Below are 14809 nucleotides of genomic sequence, written 5' to 3'. Positions count from 1 at the left end.
GCGCACCGGGCGCCCGTCGGCGCCCCGTGCGGCTCGCCGCGCGGGCTCAGCCCGTGACGCCGGTGGTCGCGGTCGAGGTCTCGTCGCTGCTGGACGAGCTGGACGTCGTCGTGCTGCCGGTCGACGTGGTGCTCGACGAGGAAGAGGACGAGGACGAACCGCCGTGATGGTGGTGGTGATGGCCGTGGCGACCCCGCGCGCCGCCGGGGCCTTCCTGCCCTTGCTGGCCCTGCTGGCCCTGGACCGCCTGGCCCGACTGACCCGCGCCATCCTTGGCCGCCTCGAGCGCCTGCTTGAAGGCATCGACCTCGGAGTCGCTCAGGCTGCCGTCGCCGTCGGTGTCGATGGCGTCGAAGAGCTTCTTCGCGGCTTCCTGCAGGGAGATTGAGTCGGAGGATGTCGCGGTGGAGGTGCTGCTGGAGCCCGTGGCGCTCGTCGTGCCCGAGGTGCCCGACGCATCCGACGACGCGCTGGACGAGTTCGACGAATCGGAGCTGGACGAGCCACCGGACGCGAACTGCTGCGTGCTCATGAACATCAGGAATTCCGGCGGCGGCCCCGGGGGCGGTCCGGGCGGCGGCCCGCCCTGCTGGTCGTCGGCATCGCCGTCGGACGACGCGCCGCCCGTTTTCGAGGTGGTGGCGGAGGTCGAGGTCGCGGCGCTGCTGCCGCCGACGTTCAACCATTGGCCGACGTTCTGCCAGCCGCCGCCCGTGGATGAGTTGACGTTCATCAGGGGACTCCTACGCGGTGAATGGTCATGGGCGCCGGCCCGCACCGCGACGGACGCGACCTCCTCTCGGCCTGTGTTTCGGCCGATCGGGAAACCCGTTGATGGCGAAGATGTAGCGGCCTCATGTCGGCGTCGACACAAAGCCCGACGGGAAGCCCCGGCCACAGGCCCGGGACCCGGACGCCGGCCGCCGCGAACGGCCCGCGTCCGACGCGATCAGCGCAGCGGCGGATCGAAGAGATACCCGATGCCGCGCACCGTCCGGATCAGCGGCGCGCTCGGGTCGTCGTTCAGCTTCTGACGCAGCCGCGAGACCATCAGGTCCACGCTGCGCTCCAGCGCGGTGACCCCGTCGCCGCGCGCCAGGTGCAGCAGTTCCTGCCGCTGCAGCACGCTGTGCGGGCGCTCCAGGAAGGCGCGCAGCAGCTTGTATTCGCTCTGCGAGAGCACCACGCAGAAGCCGCCCGGCCCGGTCAGCCGGCGCGTCATGGGCTCCAGCCGGAAGCGGCCGAACATCAGCACCTCGGCCGCATCGCCCTCACGCGGGCGCAACAGCGCCTTGATGCGGGCCTGCAGCTCGCGTGGCTCGCCGTCCTTGGCCACGACCGCGTCGGCGCCGCGCTCCAGCGCGAGCACCCGCTCCAGCGTGCTGTCGTGCTGCAGCAGCACGACCACCGGGAGGCGCGATCGCTGGCGCAGCCGCGTCAGCGCGCCCCAGCCCGCCTCGCGGGCATCGCTGGGATCGAGCAGCGCCAGGTCCACCGGCAGCAGCGGTACGCGGTCGAGCAAGGCGGCCTCGCTGCTGTCGGTGACGCGGAATCCCCAGGCCCGCAGCAGCGCCGAAAAACGCAGCCGCGCATGGCTGTCGGGGTCCAGCAGCAGCAGGTGGGTGCCTGCGGCGGGATCGGGGAACGGGGCGCTCATGGCTACGTGATTCGAGTGGGAACTGGCGCAAGACTATGCCGCCCGAAACCTCTCGGAAGCCTGATCTGGCCGGGCCTTCCCGCGCTTTTTACCCACGGTTAACCGGCCTGAAACACGGCTGCGGACGCCGACACGCCGCGCCCCGCGCGAGGGCGTTTTCCGCCCGATGAACACTGTGATCGGCCTGTCGCGGAGCTTGCGGAAAGCTGTCGGATTCCCCGATGACGAACGCTCGGGCGACGCACGTGCCACACGGGCCGAGCCGGACCTTCCTCACGGAGGGCGTCGGACCCGGTCGGCTACAATCCCGGCCATCGCCGCGGCTCAGTCTTGCCGCGGCTTTCATGTTTTTGAGCTCACGCTCTCCCACGGCAGCCGAAGACTGGCGCCAGGCCCTCCCCGGGCCGGCGCGCTGCACACAAAGCTCTCTCGAGCAAGAACAAAGCGGCCTATGAGTTTTGATGCACTGGGACTGTCCCAGCCCCTGCTCCGCGCGATCGCCGACGCCGGCTACACCAACCCCACCCCGATCCAGAGCCAGGCGATCCCCGCCGTCCTCACCGGCGGCGACCTGATGGCCGGCGCCCAGACCGGCACCGGCAAGACCGCCGGCTTCACCCTCCCCGTGCTGGAGCGCCTGTCCGCCGGCAAGCCCGTGCGTGACGCCAAGGGTCGCCCCGCGATCCGCGCGCTGGTCCTGACGCCCACCCGCGAACTCGCCGCGCAGGTCGAGGAAAGCGTGCGCACCTACGGCAAGTACCTCCCGCTGACCAGCATGGTCATGTTCGGCGGCGTCGGCATGAACCCGCAGATCAGCCAGCTGCGCAAGGGCGTGGACATCCTGGTGGCGACGCCGGGCCGTCTGCTGGACCACGCGCAGCAAGGCACGCTGGACCTGTCCAAGGTCGAGATCCTCGTGCTGGACGAAGCCGACCGCATGCTGGACATGGGCTTCATCCACGACATCAAGAAGGTGCTGGCCCTGCTGCCCGCGAAGAAGCAGAGCCTGCTGTTCTCCGCGACCTTCAGCGACGAGATCAAGGCCCTGGCCGACCGCCTGCTGGACAACCCCGGCCTGATCGAGGTCGCGCGCCGCAACGCCACGGCCGACACGATCGCGCAGAAGATCCACCCGGTCGACCGCGACAAGAAGAAGGAACTGCTGGCCCACCTGATCACCAAGCACGACTGGCATCAGGTGCTGGTGTTCACGCGGATGAAGCACGGCGCCAACCGCCTGGCCGAGTTCCTGGACAAGCAGGGCATCACCGCGATGGCGATCCACGGCAACAAGAGCCAGGGCGCCCGCACGAAGGCGCTGTCCGAGTTCAAGAGCGGCGACCTGAAGGTGCTGGTGGCGACCGACATCGCCGCGCGCGGCATCGACATCGACCAGCTCCCGCACGTCATCAACTACGAGCTGCCCAACGTGGCCGAGGACTACGTGCACCGCATCGGCCGCACGGGTCGCGCCGGCGCGCAGGGCGAGGCCCTGTCGCTGGTGTGCGTCGACGAGGAAGGCTTCCTGCGCGACATCCAGAAGCTGATCAAGCGCGAGATCCCGCGCGAGGTCGTCCCCGGCTTCGAACCCGATCCCAACGCCAAGGCCGAGCCCATCGTGATGGGCCGCATGGTGCTGAACGGCGGCCTGGGCAAGTCTTCCGGCGCCCCGCGTCCGGCCGGTGGCGGTGGCGGTGGTCGCCGCGGTGGCGGCGGCGGTGGCCGTCCGCAAGGCCAGGGTCGTCCGCAGGGCGGCGGCCAGGGTCAGCCTCGCCAGGCACAGGGCGGCGGCCGTCCGGGCGGCCAACCCCAGGGACAGCGTCAAGGCCAGGGCCAGGGCCAGGGCCAAGGTCAAGGCGGACAACGCCAAGGCCAGGGGCAAGGCCAAGGCGGTCAGCGCCAGGGTCAGGGCCAGGGCGACCGCCGTCATGGCGGCGGCCACGGCAGCCAGGGCAACCGCCCGTCCGGCTCGGCGCTGACGCGCCCGAAGTCGTCCTGATCGACGACCACCCATGAAGACGGCGCCTCCTCGGCGCCGTTTTTCATGGCGCGTCCGAGGGTGGCATCGACCGCCCCTCGCGCTTGACCGGATCGAGTTCGCGCCGCGCCGACGGCGCGCACACAGCGACCCGCCTTGGGCATACTCGCCGCCTCCACGACCCTCCCCCATGAAGACCGCGCCCATCCTCCCGGCCCGCGTCGATTTCACCGACGCCGCCCTCCCCCGCGCGCCGGAGTTCGACGACCCGTACCACTCGCCCGCCGGCGCCTTCGCGCAGGCGCGGCACGTCTTCCTGAGCGGCAACGGACTGCCCGGGCGCTGGCGCGGCCGCGCGCGCTTCGTCGTGCTGGAGACCGGCTTCGGCCTGGGCAACAACTTCCTCGCGACCTGGGCCGCCTGGCGCGCCGATCCGCAGCGCTGCGAGCGGCTCGTCTTCCTCAGCCTCGAGAAGCACCCGCTGACGCGGGAGGATCTCGCCCGCGCCCACGCGACCTCGCCGGAGCCCGCGCTCGCTCGTCAGCTGCTGGACGCCTGGCCCTCGCTGACCCCCAACCTGCACGCGCTGGACTTCGAGGAGGGCCGCGTGCGGCTGTTGCTGGCCTTCGGCGACGCCCGCGATTGGCTGCCGGAGCTGGTCGCGCAGGTCGACGCCTTCTACCTCGACGGTTTCGCGCCGGCGAAGAACCCGACGCTGTGGGAGGTCGGCGTGTTCAAGCAGGTCGGCCGCCTGGCCGCCGACGGCGCGACGGCCGCGACCTGGAGCGTGGCCCGCGGCGTGCGGGACGGTCTGAGCGCGGCGGGCTTCACGGTGGAGAAGCTCCCCGGTCTCGCCGGCAAGTGGTCGATGAGCGCGGCTCGCTTCACACCGCGCCATCGCGTGCCGACGCCACCCGGACGCGCCGCGATCGCGCCCGAGGCGCAGCACGTGCTGATCATCGGCGCCGGCCTGGCGGGCGCCGCCTGCGCTCGCGTGCTCACCCGCGAGGGCCTGCGCTGCACGGTGCTCGAGGCCGGACCGTCGTGCGCCGCGCAGGCCTCGGGCAACCCGGGCGGCCTCTTCCACGGCACGCTGCACGCGGAGGACGGCCCGCATGCCCGCTTCAACCGGGCGGCGGCGCTCGCGACGCAGCGCGAGCTGCGCCGCATGTCGGATCGCCTCCCCTGGCTGCAATGGGGTCTGTTGCGCGTCGAGCGGCAACCCCAGGCGCTCGACGAGATGCGCGCGCTGCTGGCGCGCTGCGGCCTGCCGGACGATTACGTCCAGGCCCTGGAGGCCGAGGCGGCCGATGCCCGGGCAGGCATCACGCTCGGGCAGCCGGCCTGGTTCTTCCCCGGGGGCGGCGCGGTATCGCCGCCGGCCCTCGTCCAGGCCTGGCTGGCCGACGAGCGCATCGAACTGCGCGTGAACGCACCGGTCGCCGCCTTGCGCCGCGACGAGGCCAGCTCGCGCTGGTCGGCGGTGGACATGCGCGGCGAGGTCATCGCCTCGGCCGACGCGGTCGTGCTGTGCGGCGGCATCGGCAGCGGATCGCTGGCCGCGGCATGGTCCGCCGGCCCCGAGTGGCCATGGGTCTCGCAACGCGGCCAGCTGAGCCTGATGGCCGCGGCCGCCTCGCCGCCTCGGCTCGCGATGCCGGTCGCCGGTCTGGGCTATGCGCTGAGCCTGCCAGATGGTCGCTTGTGCTTCGGCGCCAGCGCCGACCCGGGCGACCTGGACCCCGCGCTGCGCGAGACCGATCAGGCACAGAACCTTCAGCGATTGGGGCAGTTGCTCCCGTCCTCGGACATCCCCGATCAGTTGCCGCTGGCCGGCCGCGTCGGCTGGCGCAGCCTGGTGCCGGATCGCCTGCCCATCGTCGGCGCGCTGCCGATGGCCGCGCCCGATCAACGCGCCGAGCAGGTGCGCTTCTGGCCGCGACAGCCGGGGCTGATGGTGATGGGGGCCTTGGCCTCGCGCGGGCTGACCTGGGCCACGCTGTGCGCCGAGTTGCTGGCGGCCCAGCTCACGGGAGCGCCGTGGCCGATCGAGGCGAGCCTCGCGGAGGCGCTGGATCCCGCTCGGTTCGGCGCGAAACAACGTCGGAGCGCTGGCTGATCGAACTTGCCGCCAGACGCTTCATCGCGGACACCTGCGCGGTCGTGTAGCCGGCCAGACCGATCCTCGGTGCCGATCAGGTCGCGCTCGCCCCGCCGGGCTGGCCGTCCTGTCCGACCCGGACCACATAGCTCGTCACTTCGCGCGACACCAGCATCGGGATGATGGTGCCGAAGCCCAGACGCTGGAAATGCGCGGAGGCACGGTGCTCGTCGAGGCCGCTCGCGTCGGTGTACTGCTCCAGGATCACGTAGCGATCCGGATCGCGCGGCGACCGGTAGAAGTCGTAGGCCAGATTCTTGGGCTCGCCCCGCGTCGCGGCGGTGAGCTCGGCCAGCAGCGCGCCGACCTGATCGCCCAGCCCCGGCTTGACGTGGTAATGCGCGATGACCTGCAGGTAGCTCGACGGGCACTCGGATGACATCGATCAATCTCCGGATGTGAAGGATGGCGCATTGTCCGCATCCCTTCGCGCCGACCGTTTAAGTTTTCCCCCTGCCGGTCGATAGGCAACGGAAGCGCCCTGAAAGCGGGCGCATTCTCATCATTCGGGGACATTTCATGATTCATCTCGTGGCGGGTCGCACCATCGGCCAACGTCTGGGCCTGGTACTGGGGCTGGTGCTGTTGATCTCCTTCGTCGGCTCCGGCCTGAGCTACCTGGCCCTGGGCCGCGTCGCCGCCGAGACCGACACGATGTTCAACCAGGACCTGGCCGCCGAGCGCGTGGCCTCCGACTGGTTCCGCAACATCACCAACGGCGTGAACCGCACCAGCGCGATCGCCGTCAGCGCGGACGCCAGCCTGGCCCAGTTCTTCGCCACGATCTCGGCCGACTCGACCAAGCAATCCGGCGAGCTGCAGAAGAAGCTCGAGACCTACATGGTCACGGACGAGGAACGCAAGATGTTCGAGACGCTCAGCGAGGCCCGCAAGGGTTACCTGAGCACGCGCGACGCCGTGTCCGCGGCCAAGAAGGCGGGCGAGGCCGAGAAGTCGCGCGAGATCTTCGACCGCGAGTTCCAGCCCGCCGCCGCGAAGTTCCAGGACGCGATCCAGGCCATCGTGCAGCACAAGCGCACGCAGCTGGACCAGGCCGCTCAGCACGTCGAATCGACCAACGCCAGCGCCCGCACGGCGCTGCTGGTGTTCTCGCTGATCGCGCTGGGCCTGGGCGTGTGGTTCGCCGTCACGCTGACGCGCTCGATCACCCGTCCGCTGCAGGGCGCCGCCGACGTGGCCGACGCCATCGCCAACTTCGACCTGACGCAGCGCGTGCCCCAGGGCGGTCGCGACGAGACCGGCCAGCTGCTGGGCTCGCTCAGCGGCATGCAGGACCAGCTGCTGAAGCTGATCGGCGACGTGCGCGGCTCGGCCGAGAGCATCGGGACCGCCAGCGCCGAGATCGCCACCGGCAACCACGACCTGAGCGCCCGCACCGAGCAGACGGCGTCCAACCTGCAGGAGGTCGCGGCCTCGATGACGCAGCTGACGGGCACCGTGCGCCAGACCGCCGACTCGGCGATGACGGCCAACCAGCTGTCGAGCTCCGCGGCCGAGACCGCGCAGCGCGGCGGCTCGGTGATGGGTCAGGTGGTGAGCACCATGGGCGAGATCAGCGACAGCTCGCGCCGCATCGCCGACATCATCGGCACCATCGACGGCATCGCCTTCCAGACCAACATCCTCGCGCTGAACGCGGCGGTGGAAGCGGCCCGCGCGGGCGAGCAGGGTCGCGGCTTCGCGGTCGTGGCCGGTGAGGTCCGCTCGCTGGCGCAGCGCAGCGCGGAAGCGGCCAAGGAGATCAAGACCCTGATCGGCGCCAGCGTCGAGCGCGTGGAGTCGGGTTCGCGCCTGGTCGAGGATGCGGGCGGCGCGATGACGGAGATCGTCGCCAGCGTGCAGCGCGTGGCCGACATCATCGGCGAGATCAGCGCCGCGGCCCGCGAGCAGAGCGACGGCATCAACCAGGTCAACGCCGCCGTGGGTCAGCTGGACCAGATGACGCAGCAGAACGCCGCGCTGGTCGAGGAATCCGCCGCCGCCGCGGAGAGCCTCAAGGAGCAGTCGCAGCGCCTGGCGACGGCGATCTCGGTGTTCCGCCTGCGCTGAGCGCGGGGACGCGCCATGCAGATCGGGGCCCGCGGGCCCCGATTTGCTTTGAGAACGTCGACGCTCAGAACGTCATCGTCCTCACACCCTGCGCCGTGCCGAGCAGGCACACGCCGGCCTTGTTGCGGGCGAACACGCCCACGGTGACCACGCCCGGCCACTGGTTGACGTCGGCCTCGAATGCCGCCGGATCGGTGATCTTCAGGCCCTTGACGTCCAGGATGTGGCAGCCGTTGTCGGTCACGCAGTCCTTGCGCAGCACCGCCTCGCCACCCATCGCGCGGAAGCGGCGCGCGATCTGCGCCGCCGCCATCGGGATCACCTCGACCGGCAGCGGGAAGGCGCCCAGCGCCTGCACCAGCTTGCTCTCGTCGGCGATGCAGACGAAGGTCTTGGCCAGGTCGGCCACGATCTTCTCGCGCGTCAGCGCGGCGCCGCCGCCCTTGATCATGTGTCCGCCGTGATCGATCTCGTCGGCGCCGTCGATGTAGACCTGCAGCGACTCGACCTCGGCCGCGTCCAGGACCGGGATGCCCAGCGCCTTCATCCGCTCCGTGCTGCGCACCGAGCTCGACACCGCGCCCGCGATGCGGATGCCGCTGGCGGCCAGCGCGTCGATGAACTTGTCGACCGTCGAGCCGGTCCCCACCCCGACCACCGTATCCGGCGTCACGTACTGCAATGCGGCCTGGCCGACCAGGGTCTTCAATTCGTCTTGGGTCATGGGGAGCTCGAAGGAGGAGGAACGGAAGCCGCGATTATCGCGGCCCCGCGTCTCCGCCCACGCCTCGCCTGACCGGCAGTGCGGGTGTGGTGCCGCCCAGGCAGCCTCGGCGGAAGCCGAAGGGATCAAGCGGGATAGAAGCGTCCGTGGAAGCCCAGCGGCGCCCAGTACGGGAGCCAGGCCCGCGCCACCGGACCGTCCTCGATCCGCTCGGCGTTGAACACCGTGGCGAAGCTGCGCTGGCGCTTCACGTCGTAGCCGGTGCCCAGCAGCCAGCCCTCGCCCTCGCGGGTCGATCCCGGCTTGGGCACCAGCAGCTGCTCCTCCAGCATCACCGGCTCGCTGAAGCCGAAGCGCTGGCGGGCGCCGGTCTCCATGTCCAGCCGCATCACCCCGTCGAAGCCCCAGCGGCGCGGATCCTCCACCCGCACCGGGTAGTAGACGTATCGGTGGCGCCGGCCGACCACGCGCGGATCGACGACCGGGAACTCGACCGACTCATCCCGCGCCGCCAGGCGCGGCTCGCCGCCCTGGAGCGGCAGACGCAGCAGCCGCGGCTGCGAAGGCACCGACTCGCTGCGGTGGCCCGACATCAGTTGCGCGATGCGGGCGTTGAACGCCGGCAGCGCCGGCGCCTCAACGTAGTCGACCACCAGCTCGTCCGCCGTCTCCCAGGCATTGCCGAAGTGGAAGACCATGCTCGCCGGCAGCTGGTACCAGCGCGGCGTCAGCGTCTCCTTGTCCAGGACCAGGACGCGGGTGCCCTGCTCCGCCCGCCATTGCATGGACGCGATCATGCTCGCGCCCTGCTGCACGCGCGCCATGTCCAGCGTGATCGGCGCCAGCAGGAAGACCAGGTGCCGCTCCGACACCGCGAAGTCATGGACCATCGCCGACATCGGCAGCGACAGCACCTGATGGCGATTCAGCGCGCCGTCCCGGCCGATGCGGTACACGGCCAGATGGCGCGCGGTGGCGCCGAAGTTCCAGACCGTGCCGTCCGGCTCGACCTTGGGATGCGCCGAGAACGGCATCCCGCGCAGCTCCGGCGCCCAGGTCTTCACGCCGGTGGTCGCGAGCGAGCCCGCGTCGAGCTCGTAGGCGCTGCCGCCTTCCCACAGCGCATACAGCCGGTCCTGCAGACGCAACACGCTGGTGTTGGCGACGTTGAGGCTGTCCGGCCCTGTCAGCGGCCGCTGCGGCGGGATCGCCGTGCCCAGCGTCGGCATCAGGAACTGGCCGGCCTTCTGCTCGGCCTCGAACTTCGACGTGCGGACGAAGCGCGCCTGATGGCTCGCCTGGCCGCCCTCGAAGCGCCAGGCCTGCACCAGGCCGTCGCCGTCGAACCAGTGGCGGTAGCGCTCGCCGCCGCGGCTCATCAGGCCAGGGCCGTTGCGGTACAGCGTGCCGTTGAGCTCGCGGGGCCAGCGGCCTTCGATGCGCAGCCGGGCGGCGGCGCGGTCCTCGCCGGACCAGCCGCGCAGCGGCAGCAGCTCGGGCGCCTCGGCCACGGCCCGCTCGAAGTCCTCGGCGCTCAGGGCGGCGGCGCCGTTGGCCAGGTGGGCGGCGCTGGCCAGCGCCTCGCCGGCGCGAGCCAGCGCCAGGCGGGGCACGGTCGCCGCGGCGGTCGTCAGCGCGGCGGCGGCACCGGCGCGCAGCGCGCCTCGGCGGCCCATGAGCGCGCGATCCTGGGCGGCGAGGTCGGTGGCGGCGGGGACCGTGACAGCGGGCGCGATCACGGTGGGATCGAGCCTGTCGGGGTCGATGACGGCGGAAGCCATGAGGGCGGCGTCGATGCGGGCGCGGTCCATGTCGTGCTCCTCGTGGCTCAGTTCTGGGCGGGCAGCTGGATGGCGTGGCGGGCGGTGCCGGCGGGCAGCGCGGCCTGCTCGAAGCTCGGCGGACCGAAGTTGCCCTGCGCCTGGCGCGAGAAGGCATAGGGCTCGATCGGCATGCCCATCGCGTTGCGATCCAGCTTGCCGTTGCCGTTCTGGTCCTGGAAGACCGAGAGGCCGACCGGCGCGTCCGGCAGACCGGTCAGGCGCACCGTGACGACGCCCGCCTTGGCGCTGCTCAGCGCGGCGCGGCCCACGGCGACCGGCTGACGCAGCCAGCCCTCGCCACCGGTGAAGGCGGCGACCAGCACCTGCGCGCCCGTGCCGGCGCCGCTGGTGGTGACGCCGCTGATCTCGACCTCCATGTCGGCGGCCCGCGCGGCGGATGCGCCCACCATCAGGATCAGGCCGGCCATCGCGGCAGTGGCCAAGGGGGCCAGGAAGAACGGGCGGGCGGCGCGGAAGAGACGGATCGTCATGGTGGGCTCCTGAGGCCGACCCGGGTGTCGGGTCGATGGAGCGCACTCTAGGAAGCCGTCCCGCGACGTCGAAGCGGCTTGGGACGAAACGTCGGCGGACGGCGTGAAGCGTCGGGCGGGGTCGCGAAATGCGGGCGGCGCTCAGGCCACCCCGATCCATCGCCCGCAGGCGATGACGGCGATCCACAGCATCAGGGAGAACACGCTCTGCCAGCCCGCCAGACCGTCCTGACGGCGCAGCGCGCCGCGACGGTGGAACCACAGGGCATTCAAGCCCGCCAGGACGATGAGGCCCAGCTTCACCCGGAAGGCCCAACTGGCCCAGACCTCGTCCGCGTGGGCCGCGAACATCAGCACGCCCGTCAGCAGGCACAGCGTGAAACCGGCCAGTGCCGCCGGGACCGCCAGCCGCGCCAGCGCCGAGGGATCGAGCACGGCCGCACGGCCCAGCATCCGCAGGTCCAGCAGCAGCAGTCCGCCGAAGAGCGCGCCCAGCCCGATCAGGTGCAGCACCGCCAGGGCCGGATAGACCCAGGGATGCCAGCTGACCAGTCCGGACAGACCACTCAGCATGTCGTCAGAAGGCGCGGCTCATGAACGCGGGGCCCGGGCGATCGTGGTCGACCGCGGGGGTCAGGCCTTGCGGTGCTCGCGGCGCTGACGCACGGCGGCGGCCAGATCGCGCAGCAGCGGCTCGGTCTGACTCCAGCCCAGGCAGGCGTCGGTGATGGACACGCCCGGCAGCAGGTCGGCCTTGGTCTGGCCCTCGCCCAGGTCCTGGCGGCCCGGCTGCAGGTGGGACTCCACCATCACGCCGGTGATGCGCGTGTCGCCACCGGCGATCTGCGCGCCGACGTCGTGGCCGACGTCGATCTGGCGCTCGTACTTCTTGGACGAGTTGGCGTGGGAGAAGTCGATCATCAGCTGCTCGCGCAGGCCGGCCGCCTTCAGCACCTCCGCCGCCGCCTGCACCGAGGCCGCGTCGTAGTTGGGGGCCTTGCCGCCGCGCAGGATCAGGTGGCAGTCGTCGTTGCCGCGGGTCTCGAAGATCGCGGCCAGGCCCATCTTGGTCATGCCCATGAAGGCGTGGCTGGCGCGCGCCGCCAGCACCGCGTCCGAGGCGACCTTCACCGAGCCGTCGGTGCCGTTCTTGAAGCCCACCGGGCAGGACAGGCCGGACGCCAGCTGGCGGTGGCTCTGGCTCTCGGTCGTGCGGGCGCCGATGGCGCCCCAGGCGATCAGGTCGGAGATGTACTGCGGGGACAGCAGGTCCAGGAACTCGGTGCCCGCGGGCAGGCCCAGCGCGGTCACGTCCAGCAGCAGCTGGCGCGCCAGCCGCAGGCCTTCGTTCATGTGGAAGCTGCCGTCCAGGAAGGGGTCGTTGATGTAGCCCTTCCAGCCCACCGTCGTGCGCGGCTTCTCGAAGTAGACGCGCATCACGATCAGCAGGTCGTCCTTGAGCTCGTCGCGCAGGTCCTTGAGCAGGCGGGCGTAGTCCATCGCCTGGCCGTGATCGTGGATGGAGCACGGCCCCACCACGCACAGCAGCCGGTCGTCCGCGCCGTGCAGCACCGCGCTGATCTCCTGTCGGGCGGTCTCCACGACCTGCTGCGAGCCCTCCGGGAGCGGCAGCTGGTCGAGCAGCAGCGCGGGAGAGATGAGCGGGCGGACCGCGTCGATGCGCGTGTCGTCGGTACGGGTGGCGTCGCGGGTGCCGTCGGCGGTGCCGACTTCCCGGTCTTGCTGCGGATGGTCGAGGTTCTTCATGGCCGGCGGATTATCCGCCCGCGCGCGTCCGTGAAGCCAGTCCCACGGCCACCGCCGAGACGACGAAACCCAACACCGCCATCGCGCCCAGCCGCTCGCCCAGCAACGCGGCGCCCATCAGCGCCGAGACGCCGGGGATCAGGAAGAACAGCCGCGCCACGGCGCCAGCCTGGCCGCGCCGGATCATCACGAACATCAGGCTGAAGGCGCCGATCGAGTTCACCAGCGCCAGCCACAGCGTCGAGCCGATGAGCTCCAGGCTCCAGTCCGGCGCGGCGGGCTCGCGCCACAGCGCCAGGGCCAGCACCGCCAACGCGGAGATCGACATCTGCACGCCGCTGCCGGTGCGCAGGTCCATGCCGGCGCAGAAGCGCTTCTGGTACAGCGTGCCGGCGACCAGCCCGCCCAGGCCCAGCAGGCCCGCGCCGTAGGCGGCCCAGGCGCCCTCGCCGCCCGCGATCACGGGACGTCCGGCGACCACCAGACCCACGCCCGCCGCGCCGCCCAGCAGCCCCAGCCACTGGCGCGTGGACAGGCGTTCCGCCAGCCAGAGATGGGCGCCCAGCGCGGTGGCCAGCGGCATCATCCCGATCAGCAGCGCGGCGATGCCGGCCGGCAGGCCCTGCTGGATCGCCCAGTAGACGCCGGAGAAATGCAGCACCTGCATCAGCAGCCCGACGACGGCCAGGTGGATCCACTCGCGCGCGGTGCGCGGCCACGGGGCGCGCGTCACCAGCGACACCACGATCAGCACCAGCGCCGCCAGCCCGAAGCGCAACGCCAGCAGCGTGAACGGGCCGGCGTGGGGCAGCGCCAGCTTGCCGGCGACATAGCCGGTGCTCCACAGCAGGATGAACAGCAGCGGCATGCTCAGCGCGACCAGCGCCGAGAGGCGATCCGGTCGAGCGGCGGCCGGCATGGCCGCGGGCGTCGCCAGGGGTGCGGCGGCGGGCCGTGGCCGGGAGCGAAGCAGCGCGTTCAGGTGCGAGACGGAGGTCGACATGGCGGACTCCCAAGGCGTGTGGTCGATGGCGAGACTCTAGAAATCAACACTCACGGACACAATCCACTGTCGATTCATTTCAGTGTTTCCAAATGGATGACAATCGAGCGAACCGCGGAACCACCTGGGGCGCATCGGGCGCATCAACCACCTGGACCGCAAGCACCGCGAGGAGCACGCCATGGGTCGTCTGGAAGATCTGCAAGCCTTCGCCCGCGTCGTCGACGCGCGCAGTTTCTCGGGCGCGGCCAAGCTGCTGGGGACGACCAAGTCCGCGGTGAGCAAGCAGGTGGCGCGGCTGGAGCAGCAGCTCGGCACGCGCCTGCTGCATCGGACGACCCGCAGCATCAGCGCCACCGCCGAGGGCCGCGGTGTCTACGAGCGCGCCCAGCGCCTGCTCGAGGAGGCGCAGGCGCTGGACGCCGAGCTCGCCGGCCAGCGCGAGCAGCCGCGGGGCGTGCTGCGGCTCAGCACCTCCACCGCCTTCGGCAACCTGCAGTTCACCGCGCTGATGGCGGACTTCTGCGCGCGGTATCCGCAGCTGCAGGTGGTGCTGGGCCTGAACGACCGCTACGTCGACCTGGCCGAGGAAGGCTTCGACGTCGTGCTGCGACTGACGGGCCGCCCCAGTCCCGGCCTCGTCGCGCGCAAGCTGGCCGACGTGCGCTTCGTGCTGTGCGCCTCGCCGGCCTACCTGGCGGCGCACGGGACGCCCACCTCGGTGACCGACCTGGCCGGCCACCGCTGCCTGCGCTTCGGCTACCTGCACGCGCCCGAGCGCTGGCGCTTCCGGCACGAGACCGAGGGCGAGCGGGAGGCGGAGATCTCCGGCGCCCTGCGCTTCGAGAGCGGCCTGACCGCCAACAGCAGCGAGTCGCTGCGCGTGGCCGCGCTGGCCGGCATGGGGCTGGCGGTGCTGCCGACCTACGCCATCGGTCGCGACCTGCGCGAGGGCCGCCTGATCGCCCTGCTCCCGGACTGGACGCCCTTGGGCGGGCCGGCCGAGGCCAACGTGCTCTACGCGGTCTATCTGCCGAGCCGCTTCCCGAGCCCGAAGGTCCGGGCGCTGATCGACTTCCTGGTGGAGCGCTTCGGCGAGCTGCCCCCCTGGGACCGGCCGGACGAGGCCTGAGCG

The 14809-nt window shown here is 71.5% G+C and carries 13 protein-coding genes; 4 read left to right on the top strand and 9 right to left on the bottom strand.

The genetic code is table 11. From position 1 onward, the window contains the following. Window positions 1-46: 46 nt before the first annotated feature. Together MCHT01_RS17935 and MCHT01_RS17930 are read right to left on the bottom strand one after the other, a co-directional pair. Window positions 47-733 (bottom strand): hypothetical protein, encoded by a 687-nt coding sequence (locus MCHT01_RS17935; RefSeq protein WP_067067016.1) that lies wholly within the window; start codon window positions 731-733, stop codon window positions 47-49. Between the two features lie 216 nt (window positions 734-949). Beyond that, window positions 950-1657 carry a winged helix-turn-helix domain-containing protein gene (locus MCHT01_RS17930; RefSeq protein WP_067067014.1) on the bottom strand — a complete coding sequence of 236 codons (708 nt, stop codon included), beginning with the start codon at window positions 1655-1657 and terminating at the stop codon, window positions 950-952. Between the two features lie 451 nt (window positions 1658-2108). Between MCHT01_RS17930 and MCHT01_RS17925 the strand changes: the two genes are divergently transcribed. Continuing rightward, a complete protein-coding gene (locus MCHT01_RS17925) occupies window positions 2109-3656 on the top strand; it encodes a DEAD/DEAH box helicase (protein ID WP_067067012.1) in 1548 nt (515 codons plus the stop codon). A gap of 169 nt (window positions 3657-3825) precedes the next feature. Then, window positions 3826-5754 (top strand): bifunctional tRNA (5-methylaminomethyl-2-thiouridine)(34)-methyltransferase MnmC2/FAD-dependent 5-carboxymethylaminomethyl-2-thiouridine(34) oxidoreductase MnmC1, encoded by a 1929-nt coding sequence (mnmC, locus tag MCHT01_RS17920; RefSeq protein ID WP_067067010.1) that lies wholly within the window; start codon window positions 3826-3828, stop codon window positions 5752-5754. A gap of 76 nt (window positions 5755-5830) precedes the next feature. On the opposite strand, the gene MCHT01_RS17915 is transcribed toward mnmC, so the two are convergent. After that, a complete protein-coding gene (locus MCHT01_RS17915; RefSeq protein WP_067067009.1) occupies window positions 5831-6178 on the bottom strand; it encodes a putative quinol monooxygenase in 348 nt (115 codons plus the stop codon). A gap of 137 nt (window positions 6179-6315) precedes the next feature. Here MCHT01_RS17915 and MCHT01_RS17910 point away from each other — a divergent pair, with 137 nt between their 5' ends. Continuing rightward, window positions 6316-7866, top strand: coding sequence for a methyl-accepting chemotaxis protein (locus MCHT01_RS17910; RefSeq protein WP_067067006.1), 1551 nt, complete (start codon window positions 6316-6318; stop codon window positions 7864-7866). A gap of 64 nt (window positions 7867-7930) precedes the next feature. On the opposite strand, the gene rpiA is transcribed toward MCHT01_RS17910, so the two are convergent. The 6 genes from rpiA to MCHT01_RS17880 form a co-directional block, all read right to left on the bottom strand. After that, window positions 7931-8590: a ribose-5-phosphate isomerase RpiA gene (gene rpiA / locus MCHT01_RS17905; RefSeq protein ID WP_067067004.1), complete on the bottom strand. Its 660-nt coding sequence runs from the start codon at window positions 8588-8590 to the stop codon at window positions 7931-7933. A gap of 125 nt (window positions 8591-8715) precedes the next feature. After that, complete coding sequence (locus MCHT01_RS17900; protein WP_067067002.1) at window positions 8716-10401, bottom strand: carotenoid oxygenase family protein; 1686 nt, start codon at window positions 10399-10401, stop codon at window positions 8716-8718. A gap of 17 nt (window positions 10402-10418) precedes the next feature. Next, window positions 10419-10904, bottom strand: a complete 486-nt coding sequence (locus tag MCHT01_RS17895) for a DUF2141 domain-containing protein (protein WP_067067001.1) — start codon at window positions 10902-10904, stop codon at window positions 10419-10421. Between the two features lie 141 nt (window positions 10905-11045). After that, entirely contained in the window at window positions 11046-11477 is a 432-nt protein-coding gene (locus tag MCHT01_RS17890) for a DUF6644 family protein (protein ID WP_067066999.1), read from the bottom strand. 60 nt (window positions 11478-11537) lie between these two features. Continuing rightward, the gene (locus MCHT01_RS17885; RefSeq protein ID WP_067066997.1) at window positions 11538-12671 is read right to left on the bottom strand and encodes a 3-deoxy-7-phosphoheptulonate synthase; all 1134 of its coding nucleotides are present in this window, start codon (window positions 12669-12671) and stop codon (window positions 11538-11540) included. 10 nt (window positions 12672-12681) lie between these two features. Beyond that, entirely contained in the window at window positions 12682-13674 is a 993-nt protein-coding gene (locus tag MCHT01_RS17880; protein WP_245643404.1) for a DMT family transporter, read from the bottom strand. 181 nt (window positions 13675-13855) lie between these two features. Here MCHT01_RS17880 and MCHT01_RS17875 point away from each other — a divergent pair, with 181 nt between their 5' ends. Further along, a complete protein-coding gene (locus MCHT01_RS17875) occupies window positions 13856-14806 on the top strand; it encodes a LysR family transcriptional regulator (RefSeq protein ID WP_067066995.1) in 951 nt (316 codons plus the stop codon). Window positions 14807-14809: the final 3 nt, after the last annotated feature.

This window comes from Mitsuaria chitosanitabida ATCC BAA-476 = NBRC 102408 (assembly GCF_001598255.1).
GTDB lineage: Bacteria > Pseudomonadota > Gammaproteobacteria > Burkholderiales > Burkholderiaceae_C > Roseateles > Roseateles chitosanitabidus.
Note: the sequence above shows the minus strand (reverse complement) of the source record. Positions and strands in the feature narration are given on the sequence as shown.

Bases quoted from the DNA above. Each gene is read 5' to 3' on its own strand.
- rpiA (WP_067067004.1), bottom strand. From the start codon at position 8,590: ATGACCCAAGACGAATTGAAGACCCTGGTCGGCCAGGCCGCATTGCAG.
- MCHT01_RS17875 (WP_067066995.1), top strand. From the start codon at position 13,856: ATGGGTCGTCTGGAAGATCTGCAAGCCTTCGCCCGCGTCGTCGACGCG.
- MCHT01_RS17910 (WP_067067006.1), top strand. From the start codon at position 6,316: ATGATTCATCTCGTGGCGGGTCGCACCATCGGCCAACGTCTGGGCCTG.
- MCHT01_RS17900 (WP_067067002.1), bottom strand. From the start codon at position 10,401: ATGGACCGCGCCCGCATCGACGCCGCCCTCATGGCTTCCGCCGTCATC.
- MCHT01_RS17890 (WP_067066999.1), bottom strand. From the start codon at position 11,477: ATGCTGAGTGGTCTGTCCGGACTGGTCAGCTGGCATCCCTGGGTCTAT.
- MCHT01_RS17915 (WP_067067009.1), bottom strand. From the start codon at position 6,178: ATGTCATCCGAGTGCCCGTCGAGCTACCTGCAGGTCATCGCGCATTAC.
- MCHT01_RS17925 (WP_067067012.1), top strand. From the start codon at position 2,109: ATGAGTTTTGATGCACTGGGACTGTCCCAGCCCCTGCTCCGCGCGATC.
- MCHT01_RS17930 (WP_067067014.1), bottom strand. From the start codon at position 1,657: ATGAGCGCCCCGTTCCCCGATCCCGCCGCAGGCACCCACCTGCTGCTG.
- MCHT01_RS17895 (WP_067067001.1), bottom strand. From the start codon at position 10,904: ATGACGATCCGTCTCTTCCGCGCCGCCCGCCCGTTCTTCCTGGCCCCC.
- MCHT01_RS17885 (WP_067066997.1), bottom strand. From the start codon at position 12,671: ATGAAGAACCTCGACCATCCGCAGCAAGACCGGGAAGTCGGCACCGCC.
- MCHT01_RS17880 (WP_245643404.1), bottom strand. From the start codon at position 13,674: ATGTCGACCTCCGTCTCGCACCTGAACGCGCTGCTTCGCTCCCGGCCA.
- MCHT01_RS17935 (WP_067067016.1), bottom strand. From the start codon at position 733: ATGAACGTCAACTCATCCACGGGCGGCGGCTGGCAGAACGTCGGCCAA.
- mnmC (WP_067067010.1), top strand. From the start codon at position 3,826: ATGAAGACCGCGCCCATCCTCCCGGCCCGCGTCGATTTCACCGACGCC.